Annotated in this window: 14 protein-coding genes; 3 read left to right on the top strand and 11 right to left on the bottom strand. The window is 37.9% G+C overall.

From position 1 onward, the window contains the following. On the bottom strand, nucleotides 1–1,005 hold the full coding sequence (gene sohB, locus DNJ75_RS00180; RefSeq protein WP_117001150.1) for a protease SohB: 1,005 nt from the start codon (nucleotides 1,003–1,005) through the stop codon (nucleotides 1–3). Between the two features lie 11 nt (nucleotides 1,006–1,016). Beyond that, a complete protein-coding gene (locus DNJ75_RS00175; RefSeq protein ID WP_117001149.1) occupies nucleotides 1,017–1,628 on the bottom strand; it encodes a glutathione S-transferase N-terminal domain-containing protein in 612 nt (203 codons plus the stop codon). 166 nt (nucleotides 1,629–1,794) lie between these two features. Here DNJ75_RS00175 and DNJ75_RS00170 point away from each other — a divergent pair, with 166 nt between their 5' ends. Continuing rightward, on the top strand, nucleotides 1,795–2,982 hold the full coding sequence (locus DNJ75_RS00170; protein ID WP_117001148.1) for a NupC/NupG family nucleoside CNT transporter: 1,188 nt from the start codon (nucleotides 1,795–1,797) through the stop codon (nucleotides 2,980–2,982). On the opposite strand, the gene DNJ75_RS00165 is transcribed toward DNJ75_RS00170, so the two are convergent. The 9 genes from DNJ75_RS00165 to DNJ75_RS00125 form a co-directional block, all read right to left on the bottom strand. After that, nucleotides 2,979–3,716, bottom strand: coding sequence for an MIP/aquaporin family protein (locus DNJ75_RS00165; protein WP_117001147.1), 738 nt, complete (start codon nucleotides 3,714–3,716; stop codon nucleotides 2,979–2,981). The genes DNJ75_RS00170 and DNJ75_RS00165 overlap by 4 nt on opposite strands. Nucleotides 3,717–3,940: 224 nt before the next feature. Next, nucleotides 3,941–4,870 (bottom strand): ABC transporter substrate-binding protein, encoded by a 930-nt coding sequence (locus DNJ75_RS00160; RefSeq protein ID WP_170137156.1) that lies wholly within the window; start codon nucleotides 4,868–4,870, stop codon nucleotides 3,941–3,943. 35 nt (nucleotides 4,871–4,905) lie between these two features. After that, nucleotides 4,906–5,319 (bottom strand): IS1096 element passenger TnpR family protein, encoded by a 414-nt coding sequence (locus DNJ75_RS00155; protein WP_117001145.1) that lies wholly within the window; start codon nucleotides 5,317–5,319, stop codon nucleotides 4,906–4,908. Nucleotides 5,320–5,491: 172 nt separating this feature from the next. Further along, on the bottom strand, nucleotides 5,492–6,871 hold the full coding sequence (gene fumC / locus DNJ75_RS00150; protein WP_117001144.1) for a class II fumarate hydratase: 1,380 nt from the start codon (nucleotides 6,869–6,871) through the stop codon (nucleotides 5,492–5,494). A 319-nt stretch (nucleotides 6,872–7,190) separates the two neighbouring features. Next, nucleotides 7,191–8,558, bottom strand: coding sequence for a LysM peptidoglycan-binding domain-containing protein (locus DNJ75_RS00145; protein WP_170137155.1), 1,368 nt, complete (start codon nucleotides 8,556–8,558; stop codon nucleotides 7,191–7,193). Between the two features lie 20 nt (nucleotides 8,559–8,578). Continuing rightward, nucleotides 8,579–9,604: an Obg family GTPase CgtA gene (cgtA, locus tag DNJ75_RS00140; RefSeq protein ID WP_117001142.1), complete on the bottom strand. Its 1,026-nt coding sequence runs from the start codon at nucleotides 9,602–9,604 to the stop codon at nucleotides 8,579–8,581. A gap of 90 nt (nucleotides 9,605–9,694) precedes the next feature. Continuing rightward, nucleotides 9,695–10,789, bottom strand: a complete 1,095-nt coding sequence (locus DNJ75_RS00135; protein ID WP_150468896.1) for a hypothetical protein — start codon at nucleotides 10,787–10,789, stop codon at nucleotides 9,695–9,697. Between the two features lie 55 nt (nucleotides 10,790–10,844). Beyond that, a complete protein-coding gene (locus DNJ75_RS00130; RefSeq protein ID WP_117001140.1) occupies nucleotides 10,845–12,095 on the bottom strand; it encodes a sensor histidine kinase in 1,251 nt (416 codons plus the stop codon). A gap of 1 nt (nucleotide 12,096) precedes the next feature. Next, nucleotides 12,097–12,825, bottom strand: coding sequence for a response regulator transcription factor (locus DNJ75_RS00125; RefSeq protein WP_170137153.1), 729 nt, complete (start codon nucleotides 12,823–12,825; stop codon nucleotides 12,097–12,099). Between the two features lie 228 nt (nucleotides 12,826–13,053). On the opposite strand from DNJ75_RS00125, the gene DNJ75_RS00120 reads away from it, so the two are divergent. Both DNJ75_RS00120 and DNJ75_RS00115 read left to right on the top strand, forming a co-directional pair. After that, entirely contained in the window at nucleotides 13,054–13,422 is a 369-nt protein-coding gene (locus DNJ75_RS00120) for a hypothetical protein (RefSeq protein ID WP_117001138.1), read from the top strand. Between the two features lie 52 nt (nucleotides 13,423–13,474). After that, nucleotides 13,475–14,770 (top strand): hypothetical protein, encoded by a 1,296-nt coding sequence (locus tag DNJ75_RS00115; protein WP_117001137.1) that lies wholly within the window; start codon nucleotides 13,475–13,477, stop codon nucleotides 14,768–14,770. Nucleotides 14,771–14,896: the final 126 nt, after the last annotated feature.

Genomic DNA, 14,896 nt, shown 5'->3' with positions numbered 1-14,896 from the left:
TCATGGTCCAACGCGTTGAAAGACTTTCAATGCACTGTGACACATACTCGAGAGTTTTGATTTTTTTGTTTTATATTCGATATGGAATAACTTTAATGATCCTGATTGGTATTTATCCAACAAATAGGCATCACTAGTTTTAAGCGCATCAACTAAATTTAATTCAAGGGCAGATTGTCCAAACCAGTACTCACCCGTTGCCACTTTCTCAATATCTAAGTTCGGTCTGAAGTGAGCAATATGCTCTTTAAAAAGCTTATGCACCACCTCAAGCTCTTCTTTAAATTTTTCACGTCCCTCATCGGTATTCTCACCCAACATTGTCAAAGTGCGCTTATATTTGCCTGCAGTGTGTAGCTCAACATCAACTCCCTTATCTGTTAGCAGCCGATGGATATTTGGCAATTGCGCCACGACACCAATCGAGCCAACAATGGCAAAAGGTGAGGCGATAATCGTATCAGCAACTGATGCCATCATATAGCCGCCACTGGCGGCAACCTGATCAATCACCGCTGTTAACTTAAGATTAGCCTCTTTAATGCGCGCTAATTGTGCGGCAGCTAAACCGTAACCATTAACCGCCCCGCCTGGGCTTTCTAAGCGGATAACGACTTCATCATTTTTATTGGCAATCTGCAAAATAGCATTGACTTCTTCTGCTAAGGCTTCACTTTGTGAGGCTTTGATATCACCTTTAAAATCAATGACAAACACATTACTCAAATCATCATGTTGCGCTTTATGTGCAAGCTTTAGCTTCTCTTGGTTTGCCTTATGCATTTTTTTAAATGCTGATTTATTTAGCACTTCATGCGCTAACTGCTCTTGGCGTTGTTGATAAGCTTCATTTAATGATTTAACAACCAACTGCCCTTTTTTGTTACTCGCTTTACCCTTTAGTGATAAAGCCAAGATAAACCCAAAGGCAATAACTATAGCAATAACAATCGTTGCCGCCTCAAGCACGAAAAATAAATAATTAATGGCATGATCTGCCCACATACGATGAACTCCTAGTGACGACGATAAACTTTCTTAACCTGTTTTGGCAAGGTGCGTTGAAATGACTCGCGCGCGAAAATACGCTCAGCATATTTGGTAATATCCCCTAATGACTCATCAAGCGGAATACCTTGCAAAGGCAAAGCATGCAACAATGCCGCCAATGAGCAATCTGCCAACGTCATTGAATCTGACATGAAAAATTCATTCTCTGAAAAAATCGGTTCAATAGCTCTAAAGCTATCAACCAATGCCACTTTAGCTTCTTCAACTTTTTTCTGATCCGTACCGCACAGAATAAAGTTAAGCAATGAATACCACTCGCGATCAATTCGTGTCATTGCCAAGCGCGTACGCGCGCGCTCAACCGGATAGTTTGGCAGCAGTGAAGGTGCCGGATAACGCTCATCAATATAAAGCATCACCACCTCAGGATCATAGATGACATAGTCACGCTCTTTTAAAATCGGTAACGTTCCTTCAGGGTTTAATTCTAAAATCATTTCTTTATCAATGATTTCATCTAACTCAACCACCTTGAAACTCATACGTTTTTCTTCCAAGGCAATGCGTGCGCTATGCGAATACGGGCAATCTTTTTTTATAAAAAGTGTGATATACATGAAACAGTTATTATCTATAAAACAAAATGATAGACAATGGTAAATGGTTTGCCCTAGTTGGTCAATTGCTTCAATTTGAAATTCCTAAATTACATGACATTTTAATCCAAAAGTATTAAGATGCGCCCGTTTGCCTAAATTCAACTAACGAGGGAGTTACCACACAATGCTAAAAATTTTGCATTTTTTACTCGCATTGATCATTCTTGCTGTGATCCTATATCTCACGAGCATGAATCGTAAAAATATTAAAGCACGTTTTATTATTCAGCTGATTATCATCGAGATTATCGTCGCTTATTTCTTATTAAAATCAGCTGTTGGCGCTGACATTATCAGCGTCATTTCAAGTGGGTTTGATTATGTCATGCAATATGCGATGGAAGGAACCAAGTTTGTCTTTGGCTCAGTCGTACCTGAGAACTTCGTCTTTTTCTTTAATGTATTAATGCCAATTGTTTTGGTATCAGCTTTAATTGGTATCTTGCAATATCTTAAAGTCTTACCACTTATTATCCGTGGTGGCGGTTGGCTTTTGTCCAAAATCAACGGCATGGGCAAACTTGAATCTTTCAATGCCTTAAGTTCACTGATCTTGGGACAGTCTGAAAACTTTATTGCTTATAAGAATATTCTATCTGAAATTTCAGAGCGCAGAATGTACACAATGGCAGCCACAGCAATGTCAACAGTGTCTCTAGGTATAGTTGGCTCATATATGCAGATTTTAGATTCTAAATACATCATTGCTGCTTTGATTTTAAATATGCTAAGCACCTTTATTGTTTTGCATATTTTAAACCCATATGACTACTCCAAAGAGCAAAGCTTTGAAGATATGAGCTTGCATGCTGATAAAAAGCAAGCTTTCTTTGAAATGCTTAGCGAGTATATTCTTGATGGTTTTAAAGTAGCGATTATCGTTGGCGCGATGCTAATTGGCTTTATCGCATTGCTAGCAATGTTAAATGGTATCTTTAACGGCATCTTTGGTATTAGCTTTCAAACCTTATTAGGTTATGTGTTCTCACCTATTGCTTGGCTTCTTGGCATTCCAGTCAATGAGATCGTTCAAGCCGGTGGCATTATGGCAACTAAGCTTGTTTCTAACGAGTTTGTTGCGATGTTGTCATTAAAAGATCAATTGACACATTTCTCAACGCACAGTGTTGCAATCATCTCCATTTTCTTAGTGTCCTTTGCTAACTTTGGCTCAATTGGTATTATCGTTGGCTCCGTTGCTGCCTTAAATGGCGAGCGCGCTAAATTTGTGTCACGCCACGGCTGGCGCTTAGTCTTTGGTGCCACCATGGTGAGCTTTTTATCAGCGTTGATTGCTGGATTGGTGATTTAAAACATAAAAACCCGAATCAACACAAATCCAAGAACGGCTCCTGCCAAGGGGGCCAATATCGGTACCCACGCATAGCTCCAATCACTTGAACCTTTACCTTTAATAGGTAATAAAGCATGTGCAATTCTTGGTCCCAAATCACGTGCGGGATTAATTGCATAACCTGTAGGACCGCCCAAAGATAAACCAATCCCCCAAATGGCAAAACCAAAGACATAAGGTAAAGAACCGTTAGCAAAGGGTAATTGATTACCATAGCTAATTAAAGCACCGACAAATACAATTAACAAGGTTGTTGCTATAAGTTCTGTCACAAAATTGCTGCCCTTATGACGCATTGCCGGATAGGTTGAAAACACCATTAACTTAAAGTGCGCATTATCGGTATATTGCCAATGTGGGTAATAGGAAAGCCACACGAGGACTGCTCCTAAAAAACAGCCAATCACTTGTGCAATCCATAATAATAAAACTTCGCCAAATGAGTGATAAACTCCTCCCAATAAGTATTTAGCTAAGGTGACCGCGGGATTAATATCAGCTTGTGGCGAGCCTGCGGCTTGGGCGACAAACACTGCCATCATCACCGCAAATCCCCAACCTGCGGTAATTACCATCCAACCACTATTTTCTGCTTTGGATTGTTTTAATAAAACACCAGCAACAACGCCTCCACCTAACAGTATCAACACAAGGCAGCCAAGCAATTCCCCAAAAAAAGCACTATGTAACATAAATCATCCTCCTGTTATTTTCTTGCAGAATAATAGTAAAGTAGCTGAAGTTACGAACTCTTACTATTTCAACACCCCGCCTCGCAAGCTTGGCACCCCTCTTGCAAAGAGGGGAATTAAAATCACCATCGCCCCATTCCCCTCTTTGCAAGAGGGTGGCAGCCGTAGGCTGACGGGGTGTTTATAAAATCATAGTTTTTTCTATAGTGCGTAACTTCAGTAAACTAATCTGCGGCGCTTAATATATCACAGATATTTTTTACACCCGTCAATATTTGTGGAGAAAACTGCGAAATTCCATCAGATGATAGCTGAAAAACGTGTTTATTTTTTACAGCTAATAAATCTTGCCAACGCTGCCACATCGATGTTTGGTCAATGAACCATTTAGTGATATTCGATAACATGATAATTACATTAGGATTGCGCTCAACAATCGCATTGATATTTGTTTGAAAACTCACGTTATCGATATCTTTAAATACATTCACACCTCCGCATTGCGTGACAATATCATTTAAAATCCCGCTACCTCCAGCGACAAAAATCGGTTGCGTCGATAATTGCAGCAACACCCTTGGTTTATGGCGCTTAACAACAGGTGTTGCGTTGTGTTTAATGATTGTCTGAAGTTGTGTTACAAAGCTTTGTTGTAATGCAGTCCCTGCATTTTTCAATTGAATACTCGCACCAATATCGGCAAATGACGTTGCTAATGATTTAATGTCCTCGGCATTAAAAACTGCCACTTTTATGCCAAAACGTTCGAGCAAGGCAATCACTTGCGGTTGCGTTTGCCCAGTCCACGTAATCACTAAATCAGGTGATAAGCTGATAATTTTCTCAACATTAAGCGCTTGGAATGCCCCTATATTTTGATAGTTTTCGTAGTATTTAGGCTGTCCAGAATAATAAATACTGCCGATAAGCTTGGTATTAATCTCAGCCTTGGCGTTCTCTTTTGTTGCTTGTTCAATCACATCATGAATAATTGCTGTAGTATTGGGTGACAGTGAGACTACTGTAAAGACTTTAGTTGTATTGGCATACAGTGATTGTAGCGGTAATAAAACAAGAATAAACCACAAGATAAGTACACAACATTTAAAACAGTGTGATTTTAAAATAATTGAATCATTTTTTCTGGCATACATGAGAATATCATAATTAAACATGATTTAAGCGCAGTCTAATAGACATCATCTTCATACTCTGGATACTGCATTGGGTTCTCACCTACTGAACTTACTACTCTTGGATATTTAGCTCGACTATTATAGGTTGCGTCTTTTTTGTATTTCATTACACGAAATATCCAGCTGTCACCAAAATCAAAGTGCAGAAATAAATTAAGCTGCTCATCATTTGGAAATAAATGATCCAATGTAATTTCACTTTCTTGATGACTTTTAAATTTGATAACATTGTCACCATAAGGTCTACTCGTTCGCTTCCCCATGTAGAATTCATGCAGATGGTCATTATCAAATTTAAATATTTTCAATATAAATGGGCATAATTCTTCTAACGTCATCGTACTTTTGACTTCACACTTTTTGTATGAATCCAGTACTTGTATTTTGATATTCCAAATTTCACTCATAATAATCTCCTACTATTTTATATTCACTTTCTAATCCACAGATATATCACTTTTATTAAAGTCCAATCTCCTCATGCTTGTTTTCTGCCGTCACTGCAGCCAATAAATCGGCTAACAAATAATGCTTAGGCTTTACAAATTCAATTGCCATCTGCTCTTTTTCTGCCATTGCTTACACCATCTTATACGGATCAACAACTTGATCAAATTCTTGTTGTGATAAAAACTTCAACGCTTTATTCGCTTCACTTAATGACGTGTCATGCTCATCAGCATAATGCGCTAATTGTGATGCCTTATCATAGCCAATCACCGGACTTAATGCCGTTACTAGCATTAAGGAATTGCGCAAATACTCATCGATCTTTTTCTTATTAGGCTTAGTCCCTTCAAGTAAATAATGACTAAAGTTAAGCATGCTATCAGATAAAATATTGATTGATTGCAAAATATTATAAATCATCATTGGTTTATAAACATTCATCTCTAAATAGCCCGCACTACCACCGATGGTTACGGCAACATCTAGTCCAAAAACTTGCGCACATGCCATGGTCATCGCCTCGCACTGTGTTGGATTGACCTTGCCTGGCATAATGGATGACCCTGGTTCATTTGAGGGTATTAAAAGCTCATGAAACCCTGCTCGCGGTCCACAGCTTAAAAGACGAATATCATTAGCTATTTTAAATAATGAATTTGCCAACACTTTGATCTGCCCCATCAATGCAACCAATGCATCATGCGAGCCTTGTACGGCAAATTTATTAGGTGCTGAGACAAATGGCAACTCGGTAATTTTAGCTATATATTTACACGCTTTTTCAGCAAAGCCTTTGGGTGCATTTAAGCCCGTACCCACGGCAGTGCCTCCAATCGCTAATTGATAAACATCGATAAGTGAATACTCTAAACGAGCAATATTTTGTGCCAACATCTCAGCGTAGCCTGAGAATTCCTGACCCAAGGTTAATGGCACGGCATCTTGCATATGGGTGCGTCCAATTTTAACGACCTTATCCCATTTCTTAACTTTTTTTGTGAGTTCTTTATGCATAAGTTTAGCAGCAGGAATCAATGTCTTCTTAACAGCTACTGCTGCTGAGATATACATCGCCGTTGGAAATGTATCATTGGAGGACTGCGACATATTGACATGATCATTAGGATGAATAGGTGTTTTGCTGCCAAGCTTTCCACCAGCAATCTCAATCGCACGATTAGAAATCACCTCATTAACATTCATATTTGATTGCGTGCCACTCCCTGTCATCCAAACATGTAAAGGAAATTGATCTTCGTGTTTACCGTCAATAATCTCATCAGCAACTTGAGTAATCAGTGCTTTTTTCTCCTCTGGCAAAATACCCAAATCACAATTCGCCATTGCGGCAGACTTTTTTAAAATAGCAATCGCCTTAATGACTTCATGTGGGATACGCTCCTGACCAATCGAGAAGTGAACCAAAGAGCGCTCGGTTTGCGCACCCCAGTATTTACTATTATCAACCTCAATCTCGCCTATACTATCGGTTTCTTTGCGTGTATTCATTCACTTGACTCCTTGTGCTTATTAATTGTTTGTTGATTGGGCGTATGCAATACGCCCCTACATAATGCATATATTCATCGGGCATATGCGATACCCCCCTGCGCATCTACTATTACCTCTCCCCTGGCGGGAGAGGTCGTGCGGCTTAAGTCGCACGGGTGAGGGGCAATTAAAATGCATATGTTCATCAGTTTTATGCAATATGCCCCTGCGTAATGACTATATTCATCGGGCGTATGCGATACCCCCTACGTATTGACCATTACCTCTCCCGCCGGGGGAGAGGTCGTGCAGCTTATGCTGCACGGGTGAGGGGTAATTAAAACGCATAAAATTGCGATAATTTCTCAACATTTCCATTCTGACGAATTTCAAAGCCTAATGCACTGGCACCATTAAATTTACCAACCGCACCCAGAAGCGCACCTTGTGTCACATCTTGCGACTCTTTAACGTTAATACTACTTAAATTATTATACGCTGAGATATAGCCATCTTTGTGACTGACAATCACCATCTGACCATAGCCGCCCATGCCAACACCAGCATATAGCACACTACCTGTGGCTGCGGCATAAACTTCCGTGCCTTGAGGTACATCGATCTCACGCTGTTGATCAATGCCATCTTTATCAAATTTAGCGGACTCTTTTAATGGCCACTGCCATGAAATACCGGCAACCGTTTTACCACTTGGTAGTGACGCTTTAGCAGTGGTTGGTTTTGTTTTGGTTTTTTCGGCTGTTACAGGTGTTGCCATAGTCGCTACTGGGGATTTAGCAGCCTTTGGTTCAGTTGCTTTATTTTCCTTATTCACATCAACTGTTGCAGCCTTAGCTAGTTTGGCTTTTGGTACTGGTTCATGCACTGCATTTTTGACTATCACCGCTTTTGGCTCAGCCGATGAATGTTGCTCAGGTGCAGTGACACGCAATTTCTCACCAACATAAATCATACTTGGCTCTTTAATATCATTCCATGCCTGAATATCAGATAAACTCACGTCATTAGCAACCGCAATCTCAAGCAGCGAGTCACCTGATTGCACGATATAAAACCCTGTTTTACTTTTCGCAATACGATGTGTCACAACACCCACATTATCATCGTTTTGCGCTAAATCATGCATATCTAGCTCTTTATCTTGATTAATCACTTTATCTTGCGCTGTTGCTACCACTGGTGCTGACTGCGCACTTTGGCTTTGTGCTACAGGTGCTGCATTAGGGTCAATAACGGGGATATTACTTGCATGCTGATTAGAAACACTGGTCGTCTCCGATACAGCCGACACTTTAGAGCCTGTTCCTATTGAACTCGTATTCGCCACTGGATTATTTGTGCCCACTGGCACTAACACACCACCTTGATAGGTATACATTTGCCCATCACGCCGAATTTTCTCACCTGGCAAAGGTCCGACACGAATCGTTGATCCAGGTGTGAGCACATAAGGCGATTTAAGCTTATTCCATAAGATAAGTGTTCTTTCAGTGACATTAAAGCGACGGGATATATCATACAATGAATCACTAATTTGCACCGTGTAATAGGTTTGCTGTGTTGGAATATTGGTTACTGGCGCGCTTTGCTGTTGACCATTAAAGAATTGATTAATTGCACTACAGCCTGATAATACGAGAACTGCCGTAGTTAATGCGACTATTTTTTTAATTTTTTTTATCACATAAGCTCTTTTGATAGGATCTATTTCCAAGAGTCCTTTGACGTTAGCATTGTCATAATTTTTTGCAACATTTTTTCGGTATTCTGCCCACTCATCCCGGAAATAAAGAAGTAAGGCTCATTTTTATTCCAACCAATACCTTGCAAAATATGCTCACAAATGTCATCAACTTCATTCTGAGGCAATTGATCAATTTTATTGAGCACTAACCAACGTGGTTTTTTATAAAGTGCTTCACTGTACTTTTTAAGCTCATTCTCAACTTTGTGATAATTTTCAATTGGATCTGAACCATCAACCGGTAACACATCCACCATATGCAACACACATTTGGTACGTGTTAAATGCTTCAAAAACTTCAAACCTAGTCCTGCGCCTTCTGCAGCACCTTCGATAACCCCAGGAATATCTGCAATAACAAAGCTTTCATATTGCCCAACACGAACAACGCCTAAATTAGGATACATCGTGGTAAATGGATAATCAGCGACCTTCGGTGTTGCCGCGGAAACCGCTCGAATTAACGTTGATTTACCCGCATTGGGCAAACCTAGTAAACCGACATCAGCTAATAGCTTAAGCTCTAGACGAATCTCAAAAGACTCCCCCTCTTCACCATAGGTAAATTGTCTTGGTGCTTGGTTGGTACTACTTTTGAAATGAACGTTACCAATACCACGTCGTCCACCTTGTGCCAATTTCAACGTATCACCATTTTTAAGCACTTCACCGACTTTTTGATTAGTGGTTGCTTCATAAGCAATCGTACCAACGGGAACGATAAGGTATAAATCCTCACCCTTTTTGCCCGCACACTTCTTGCCTTCACCAGGTTTGCCACTTTGCGCTTGGTAATTACGCTGATAACGATAGTCAATCAAAGTGTTAACATTCTCATCTGCCAACATAAACACACTTCCACCATGACCGCCATCACCGCCATCAGGTCCGCCTTTAGGGACATATTTCTCACGTCGAAAACTCACACAACCATTGCCACCCTTACCCGCATGCACGGTAATTACGGCCTCATCTACAAACCTCACAGTAACCCTTTTTATTATCTTTAGTATTTACGCTGTCTATGATCCAAGAATTTAACGAAAATGTACAGTATAAAAACTAACAAATCATGCTCAACTAAATAGTGAAATAGCTTGCGCCAAGTAGTGCGCAATAAAAAAACATAAACGCCAAATAATGACGATCAACGCAAATGAAATAGCAATACAAAATCCCACATGTTTTTGCGTTTTCTCATTTACTGCATTTAAAACAATATAGGCAATAAAGGGTGTAAATATGATGATGAGCGCTGGGGATATCAAATAGTATATTATTTGAATAATTATTTTCTGCATGTCAAGCATATAAGTAAAAAGCGTAGTCGCAAATAAAAAACAGCCAACAAGCAGATACATTTTGATTAGTTTAGTCCTTAAGTGATTTCCAACCTTAGTCTTAAACCAAAAATGTAAAACAGATAGATATAGCATTTCCATAAACAAAATTAACCATAAATTTATATCAAAATTAAACGTATTTTTCATAACTACATGTGTGAATGCGTATCTTGCCACATCGATGATAATAAAAAATAAAGCAATCATTATGAGATCACTTTTGTAAAAGCTAATTTTCTCCATCCTTAAACAAGATATAAAAAATTTCAACGGTAAGTTCTTGATGAAAAAGAACTTAAGAGGAAACTTTTTCATTGCGATAATAAACGCTAAAATTGAACATATTAAAATGGATAATATCAATGTATCAAAGAAACGAATAAAGTTTTGACTACTCAGGAAATGCAGCAGCGATTTAGAAAGAAAAAACTCCCATGTTTTTGTATAGGCAAAGGTATAAATGCCGCAACATAATGAAAGAAACGTTACTCTTGATTTTAAATTTTTGTTTAAGGTGATTATTTTTGCCAGTGTCAAGATGAATACTGCACGAATTAATGGCATAGAAATAATCATGAGCGCTAAACTTTCCGCTAAATAGGTAGAGAGCATCAAGATAATTGCAATAAGTAAAAGCAATTTCCAATACCCTACATAGTCGTATAAAAATCCTATGGCAATGATGAAAAGCAAACTCAGTGGAAAGATAATTAAACTGAACAAATCAAAGTAAGGTGAAACCGCGATAATGTTTTGCGTTTTTATATCTACTGGGATAATTTCAAAGCTAAGATTAAAAAATATAACATGGAAGTCATCAATTACCACTATAAGCGATAGCAATAAAAATATTCCAAGACATAACATCGACAAAATATACGCTTTAAATTGGGAGTGTGATCTCAATTTTTAATCCTTTTTCTATATTCAGTATTTTTATATCACCTTTGTGATAGTCTATGATTTCTTTAACAATCGCCAACCCCAAACCAGATGAACCTTTCATCGAAACCCCATATTGAAAAATCACATCTTTTAATTTTGTATCTATTCCAGGACCGTTGTCAATAATCGTAAGTAATGCTTTATTCTGGACCGTCATTAAATTAAGTTGCACTGTATCTCCATGACTAAAGGCATTGTCAATCAAATTATTAAAGGCTCTTTTTAGCGCATTTTGTTTGCCATATATTTGTATTCGTTTCCCGATAAAATGGAATGTGATATTGCAATCAACAGACAAATAGTCTTTTTCAACTTCCATCAGTAAACTGATCAAATTAAAAGACTGATTATTTTCAGTGGTCAACCAATCGGTTTTCCCATATAAAATTAATGCTGAGCATATTTGTTTGATTTCATTAAAATCTTTTTCATCTTTTATACTAACCTCTCCTTTTTCGATCTCCATCCTTAAGCGAACTCGATTTAGTGGTCCTTGTATGTCATGCAAAGTGCTTGATAGTAATTTCGAGCGCGACTTAATAATTGATTCAATGTTTGTCGTTGAAGATATAACTTTTCGGTTTAAGTAGGATAAAAATTTGTTATGACTGCCATTTAGCTGAAGTAGTTGCTTATTCTCAAAGTTATTACTATAGCGGTATAGATAGCTGGCATAAAAAATACTATAGAAATAACTTCTGTATATCACAAAGATATAGATCAATATCAATGCGAGTATAAACAGCAAAGATATAAGCGGCAGCCATATGGTCACATTAACTGGCGAGTCTTTGCTAAAGAGAAAGGTTGCACCAATATTTTTATTGTATTGGAAAAAGAAACATTTTTCATTATCCAAGGCAAGTACTACATTATTAAATCCACCATCATCTTCACATAAACTCTCTTTTGTCAGGCTTATCTTTAGGCTATAATCCCCAACGCGAATGTTATTTTTTTGCAGTATTTCCACATGATCAATAAAATCTTGCTCAGATGATAAATTTTGCCCGAATCGTTTGACTCTTTCTGCTAATTCTGCAATTTGCTTTTTATTTTGTTCCGAAGGTAAATACTCAGTAAGAAAATAAATACCTAGGGTCGATTGAATAATAATGGCAATCACAATAACTCCTAATGTAATACTAAGAATGGGCGTTTTGATTGCATGTTTTAGTGCGTAAAGCATATCATTCCTTTATGACATCCGTGTCAAAGCAATAACCCATGCCATGCCTTGTCTGAATGATTTCATCTTTTATAAACTTAGTCATTTTTTTACGCAAATTACTAACTTGTACATCTATTGATCGATCGCAAATATCGTAGTCTTTGCCAAGTCTTTTGAGTAAGACTTCACGCGAAACTACTTTTTTAGGGTTTTCTAGAAATATGACCAGCAAATTGTACAATGTTTTTGTCAAGACTAATACTTCACCTGATTTTCCCACTAATATTTTTTTGCTCACATCAAGCACGCAACCTGAGAAAAAATACTTACAGTATTCACCTTTGGTAGCGTTGTTATTTTCATGCTGATTAAAGGGATTCTCATTACATAAATTCAACAGATTTTTTATTCTTGCATGAAGCTTTCTTATGTGAATTGGTTTAGTGACATAATCATTGATGCCAAGTTCTAGACAAATCACTTTATCAATAGGGTCAAGTAGAGCTGAAATAACGATTGTGGGGATCTTCTTCTGCATTATGATGCTTTTGTATACATCGGTTCCCATAAGGTTGGATTTCAGATTTAGATCCAAAAGCAACAGACTACAATTGCTAACCTCCTTTGCAAATCGCTGCAAAAATAATTCTGGCTTAGAAAAAGTCTCAACGGAGTAAAACTGCTCAAAATAGCTTTTTAGCAAATCAAGACATTCTTGGTCATCATCTAAAATAAATATGGCACTCATGTAGTTAGTAAGCTTCAGATTATATATGTATGTTTTTAAAAAAGACTTTACATGAAAGCATCCTTTTTTTCTATAGAAACAGAGTGTTTTTGTCATGTTATTCTAAATCTTTACAAAATATTTACAAATTGGAAAAAATATCCAAACATTGAATTGCCATAATCTGTCTTACTGATGCACTTTAGCTCAGCAAACCACCACCAACCACACATAACTTTGGAGAATATAATGACTAAACTCTCATTGCTGAAGCAAATTTTAACCGCATCCGCTCTTGGAGCAACTATAAGCAGTGCATATGCTTGTGACGCGGAAATAGATGGTCGTTTGAACCATAATGGAGGTTCTCAATATCAGCTATTGGTTAACAATCCACAAGCAGTACAATATAACAACTGCACTCATCAGCAAACTCAAATTATTCTGAATAGGATTACAAACCATCAACTTCAATTTCAAGCTGGACAATTAGGCATCCAGATCATAAATGTAGATCAGCTGACTCAAATACCTGCAAACTATAAGGTAGATCTATTAGCGGGAAACCAATTGTCATATTACTACTATGACAATGCTTGGTGGAGTTTAGAAAGCTAAATTAATTTAAGAGGCATAACTATTTTATCAATTTAAAACCAGGATATTTAAAATGAAATTTAAACGTAAATCAATACCGATTACAATGGCACTAAGTGGAATGTTTGGCGGTGGTGAACTTTATGCTGCTTTGGAAACAGAGAAAGTAGGTGGTACGATTGTCTATAAAAACATCCATCTTGGTGCCGCTTATGATATTAAGAGTAACACCATACTATCAGGAAGTGATTTAAAAAGTGGGAAGCTTGCCTACATGCACTCTCAGGATGATGATGAATTTACACCATTATGGACAAATGTCATGACGAAAACCGCCAGTTATACTGATTTGCAGGAAAAAGCGTTTGAAGAGAAGAGTGCTGTTCAAAACAATGCCAGCTTAAGTGCAGGTTTAAGCATTGGTTTTCATAAAGCGCAATTACAAAGCGCATTTGAGCAAAATAGCAAATCTCTTCAAGGTGAACAATCCGTAGCTTACAATGAAGGTTATTTATACACAAGGGAATATAAGTTAAACATCCCATTAGTAGATGATATCGTTAACATTAACGATACTATTCGGGAAAATGTTAGAGAAGCCATGTTCACTGCCAATCCAGGGTTGCGGGATGCGCTTTACCAAATCGCACAAGCAAAGCCAGAACTAAAGCCTGCCTTAATTGCACAATTTAAGCAAAAATATGGTACTCATTTTGTAAGTGGCGTGACCTATGCCGCTGGTGCCTTTGGTCAAATAAAAGCAACAGCAACGACTGATCAAAAGGAATCTGATTGGGCATTATCCGCAAGCGCATCTTATAAATATAATGGATTAATCAATTCGGGTTCAGTAAGTGCGTCATATGGTCATGCTGAAGCTGCATCCATTAAACGGTCAGACTATAAAATGTCGAGTAATACTGGCACCTTTGGCAGTGTTATTGGCGATCCCAGCGCTCTTGCTAGTATAGAAACTGATATTAAAACAAAAATTCAAGAAATTACCGAAGGCACGTCAGAGTATTTTAAGAACTCCTTCTCTATAGAACACATTGAGGTTAAATCGGCTACGTTGCCTGAAGCAATTGATTTTGATCAGGATGCACTTCAAAAAATAAAAGAGAAAACGGAGAAAACGAATACCCTCAAAACAATGATTGAGGATGCTTATGCTAATGAAGATCGCCTGTATCACCTAATGAGCAGTCTGTATGAAAAATACAAAGATGTCCCTGATGGTATCCCTGAAAAAGACTTCAAACAAACGGATATACTAATTTCATCAAAAAATATCAAGATGATTATAATGATGTTAGTCAGCACCACAAACTCACGGGTATCTATAGCGATAAGCTCAATTATCTACTAGATATATCAGCACTTATTCCTGAAGATCCAGCAGCATTTATTAGGGAAGATTTCGATCGTTATGAAGCTCAACGCGATGAGTATAAAGCAAAGATAAACACCGTTGAAAAAGCACAAGCACAGACCA

Source organism: Cysteiniphilum litorale (assembly GCF_003428165.1).
GTDB lineage: Bacteria > Pseudomonadota > Gammaproteobacteria > Francisellales > Francisellaceae > Caedibacter > Caedibacter litoralis.
The sequence above is the reverse complement of the archived record's forward strand: the minus strand, read 5'-3'. Positions and strand labels throughout refer to the sequence as shown.

Bases quoted from the DNA above. Each gene is read 5' to 3' on its own strand.
- DNJ75_RS00165 (WP_117001147.1), bottom strand. From the start codon at position 3,716: ATGTTACATAGTGCTTTTTTTGGGGAATTGCTTGGCTGCCTTGTGTTG.
- DNJ75_RS00120 (WP_117001138.1), top strand. From the start codon at position 13,054: ATGACTAAACTCTCATTGCTGAAGCAAATTTTAACCGCATCCGCTCTT.
- fumC (WP_117001144.1), bottom strand. From the start codon at position 6,871: ATGAATACACGCAAAGAAACCGATAGTATAGGCGAGATTGAGGTTGAT.
- DNJ75_RS00175 (WP_117001149.1), bottom strand. From the start codon at position 1,628: ATGTATATCACACTTTTTATAAAAAAAGATTGCCCGTATTCGCATAGC.
- DNJ75_RS00160 (WP_170137156.1), bottom strand. From the start codon at position 4,870: ATGTATGCCAGAAAAAATGATTCAATTATTTTAAAATCACACTGTTTT.
- DNJ75_RS00115 (WP_117001137.1), top strand. From the start codon at position 13,475: ATGAAATTTAAACGTAAATCAATACCGATTACAATGGCACTAAGTGGA.
- DNJ75_RS00170 (WP_117001148.1), top strand. From the start codon at position 1,795: ATGCTAAAAATTTTGCATTTTTTACTCGCATTGATCATTCTTGCTGTG.
- sohB (WP_117001150.1), bottom strand. From the start codon at position 1,005: ATGTGGGCAGATCATGCCATTAATTATTTATTTTTCGTGCTTGAGGCG.
- DNJ75_RS00130 (WP_117001140.1), bottom strand. From the start codon at position 12,095: ATGCTTTACGCACTAAAACATGCAATCAAAACGCCCATTCTTAGTATT.
- DNJ75_RS00155 (WP_117001145.1), bottom strand. From the start codon at position 5,319: ATGAGTGAAATTTGGAATATCAAAATACAAGTACTGGATTCATACAAA.
- DNJ75_RS00125 (WP_170137153.1), bottom strand. From the start codon at position 12,825: ATGAGTGCCATATTTATTTTAGATGATGACCAAGAATGTCTTGATTTG.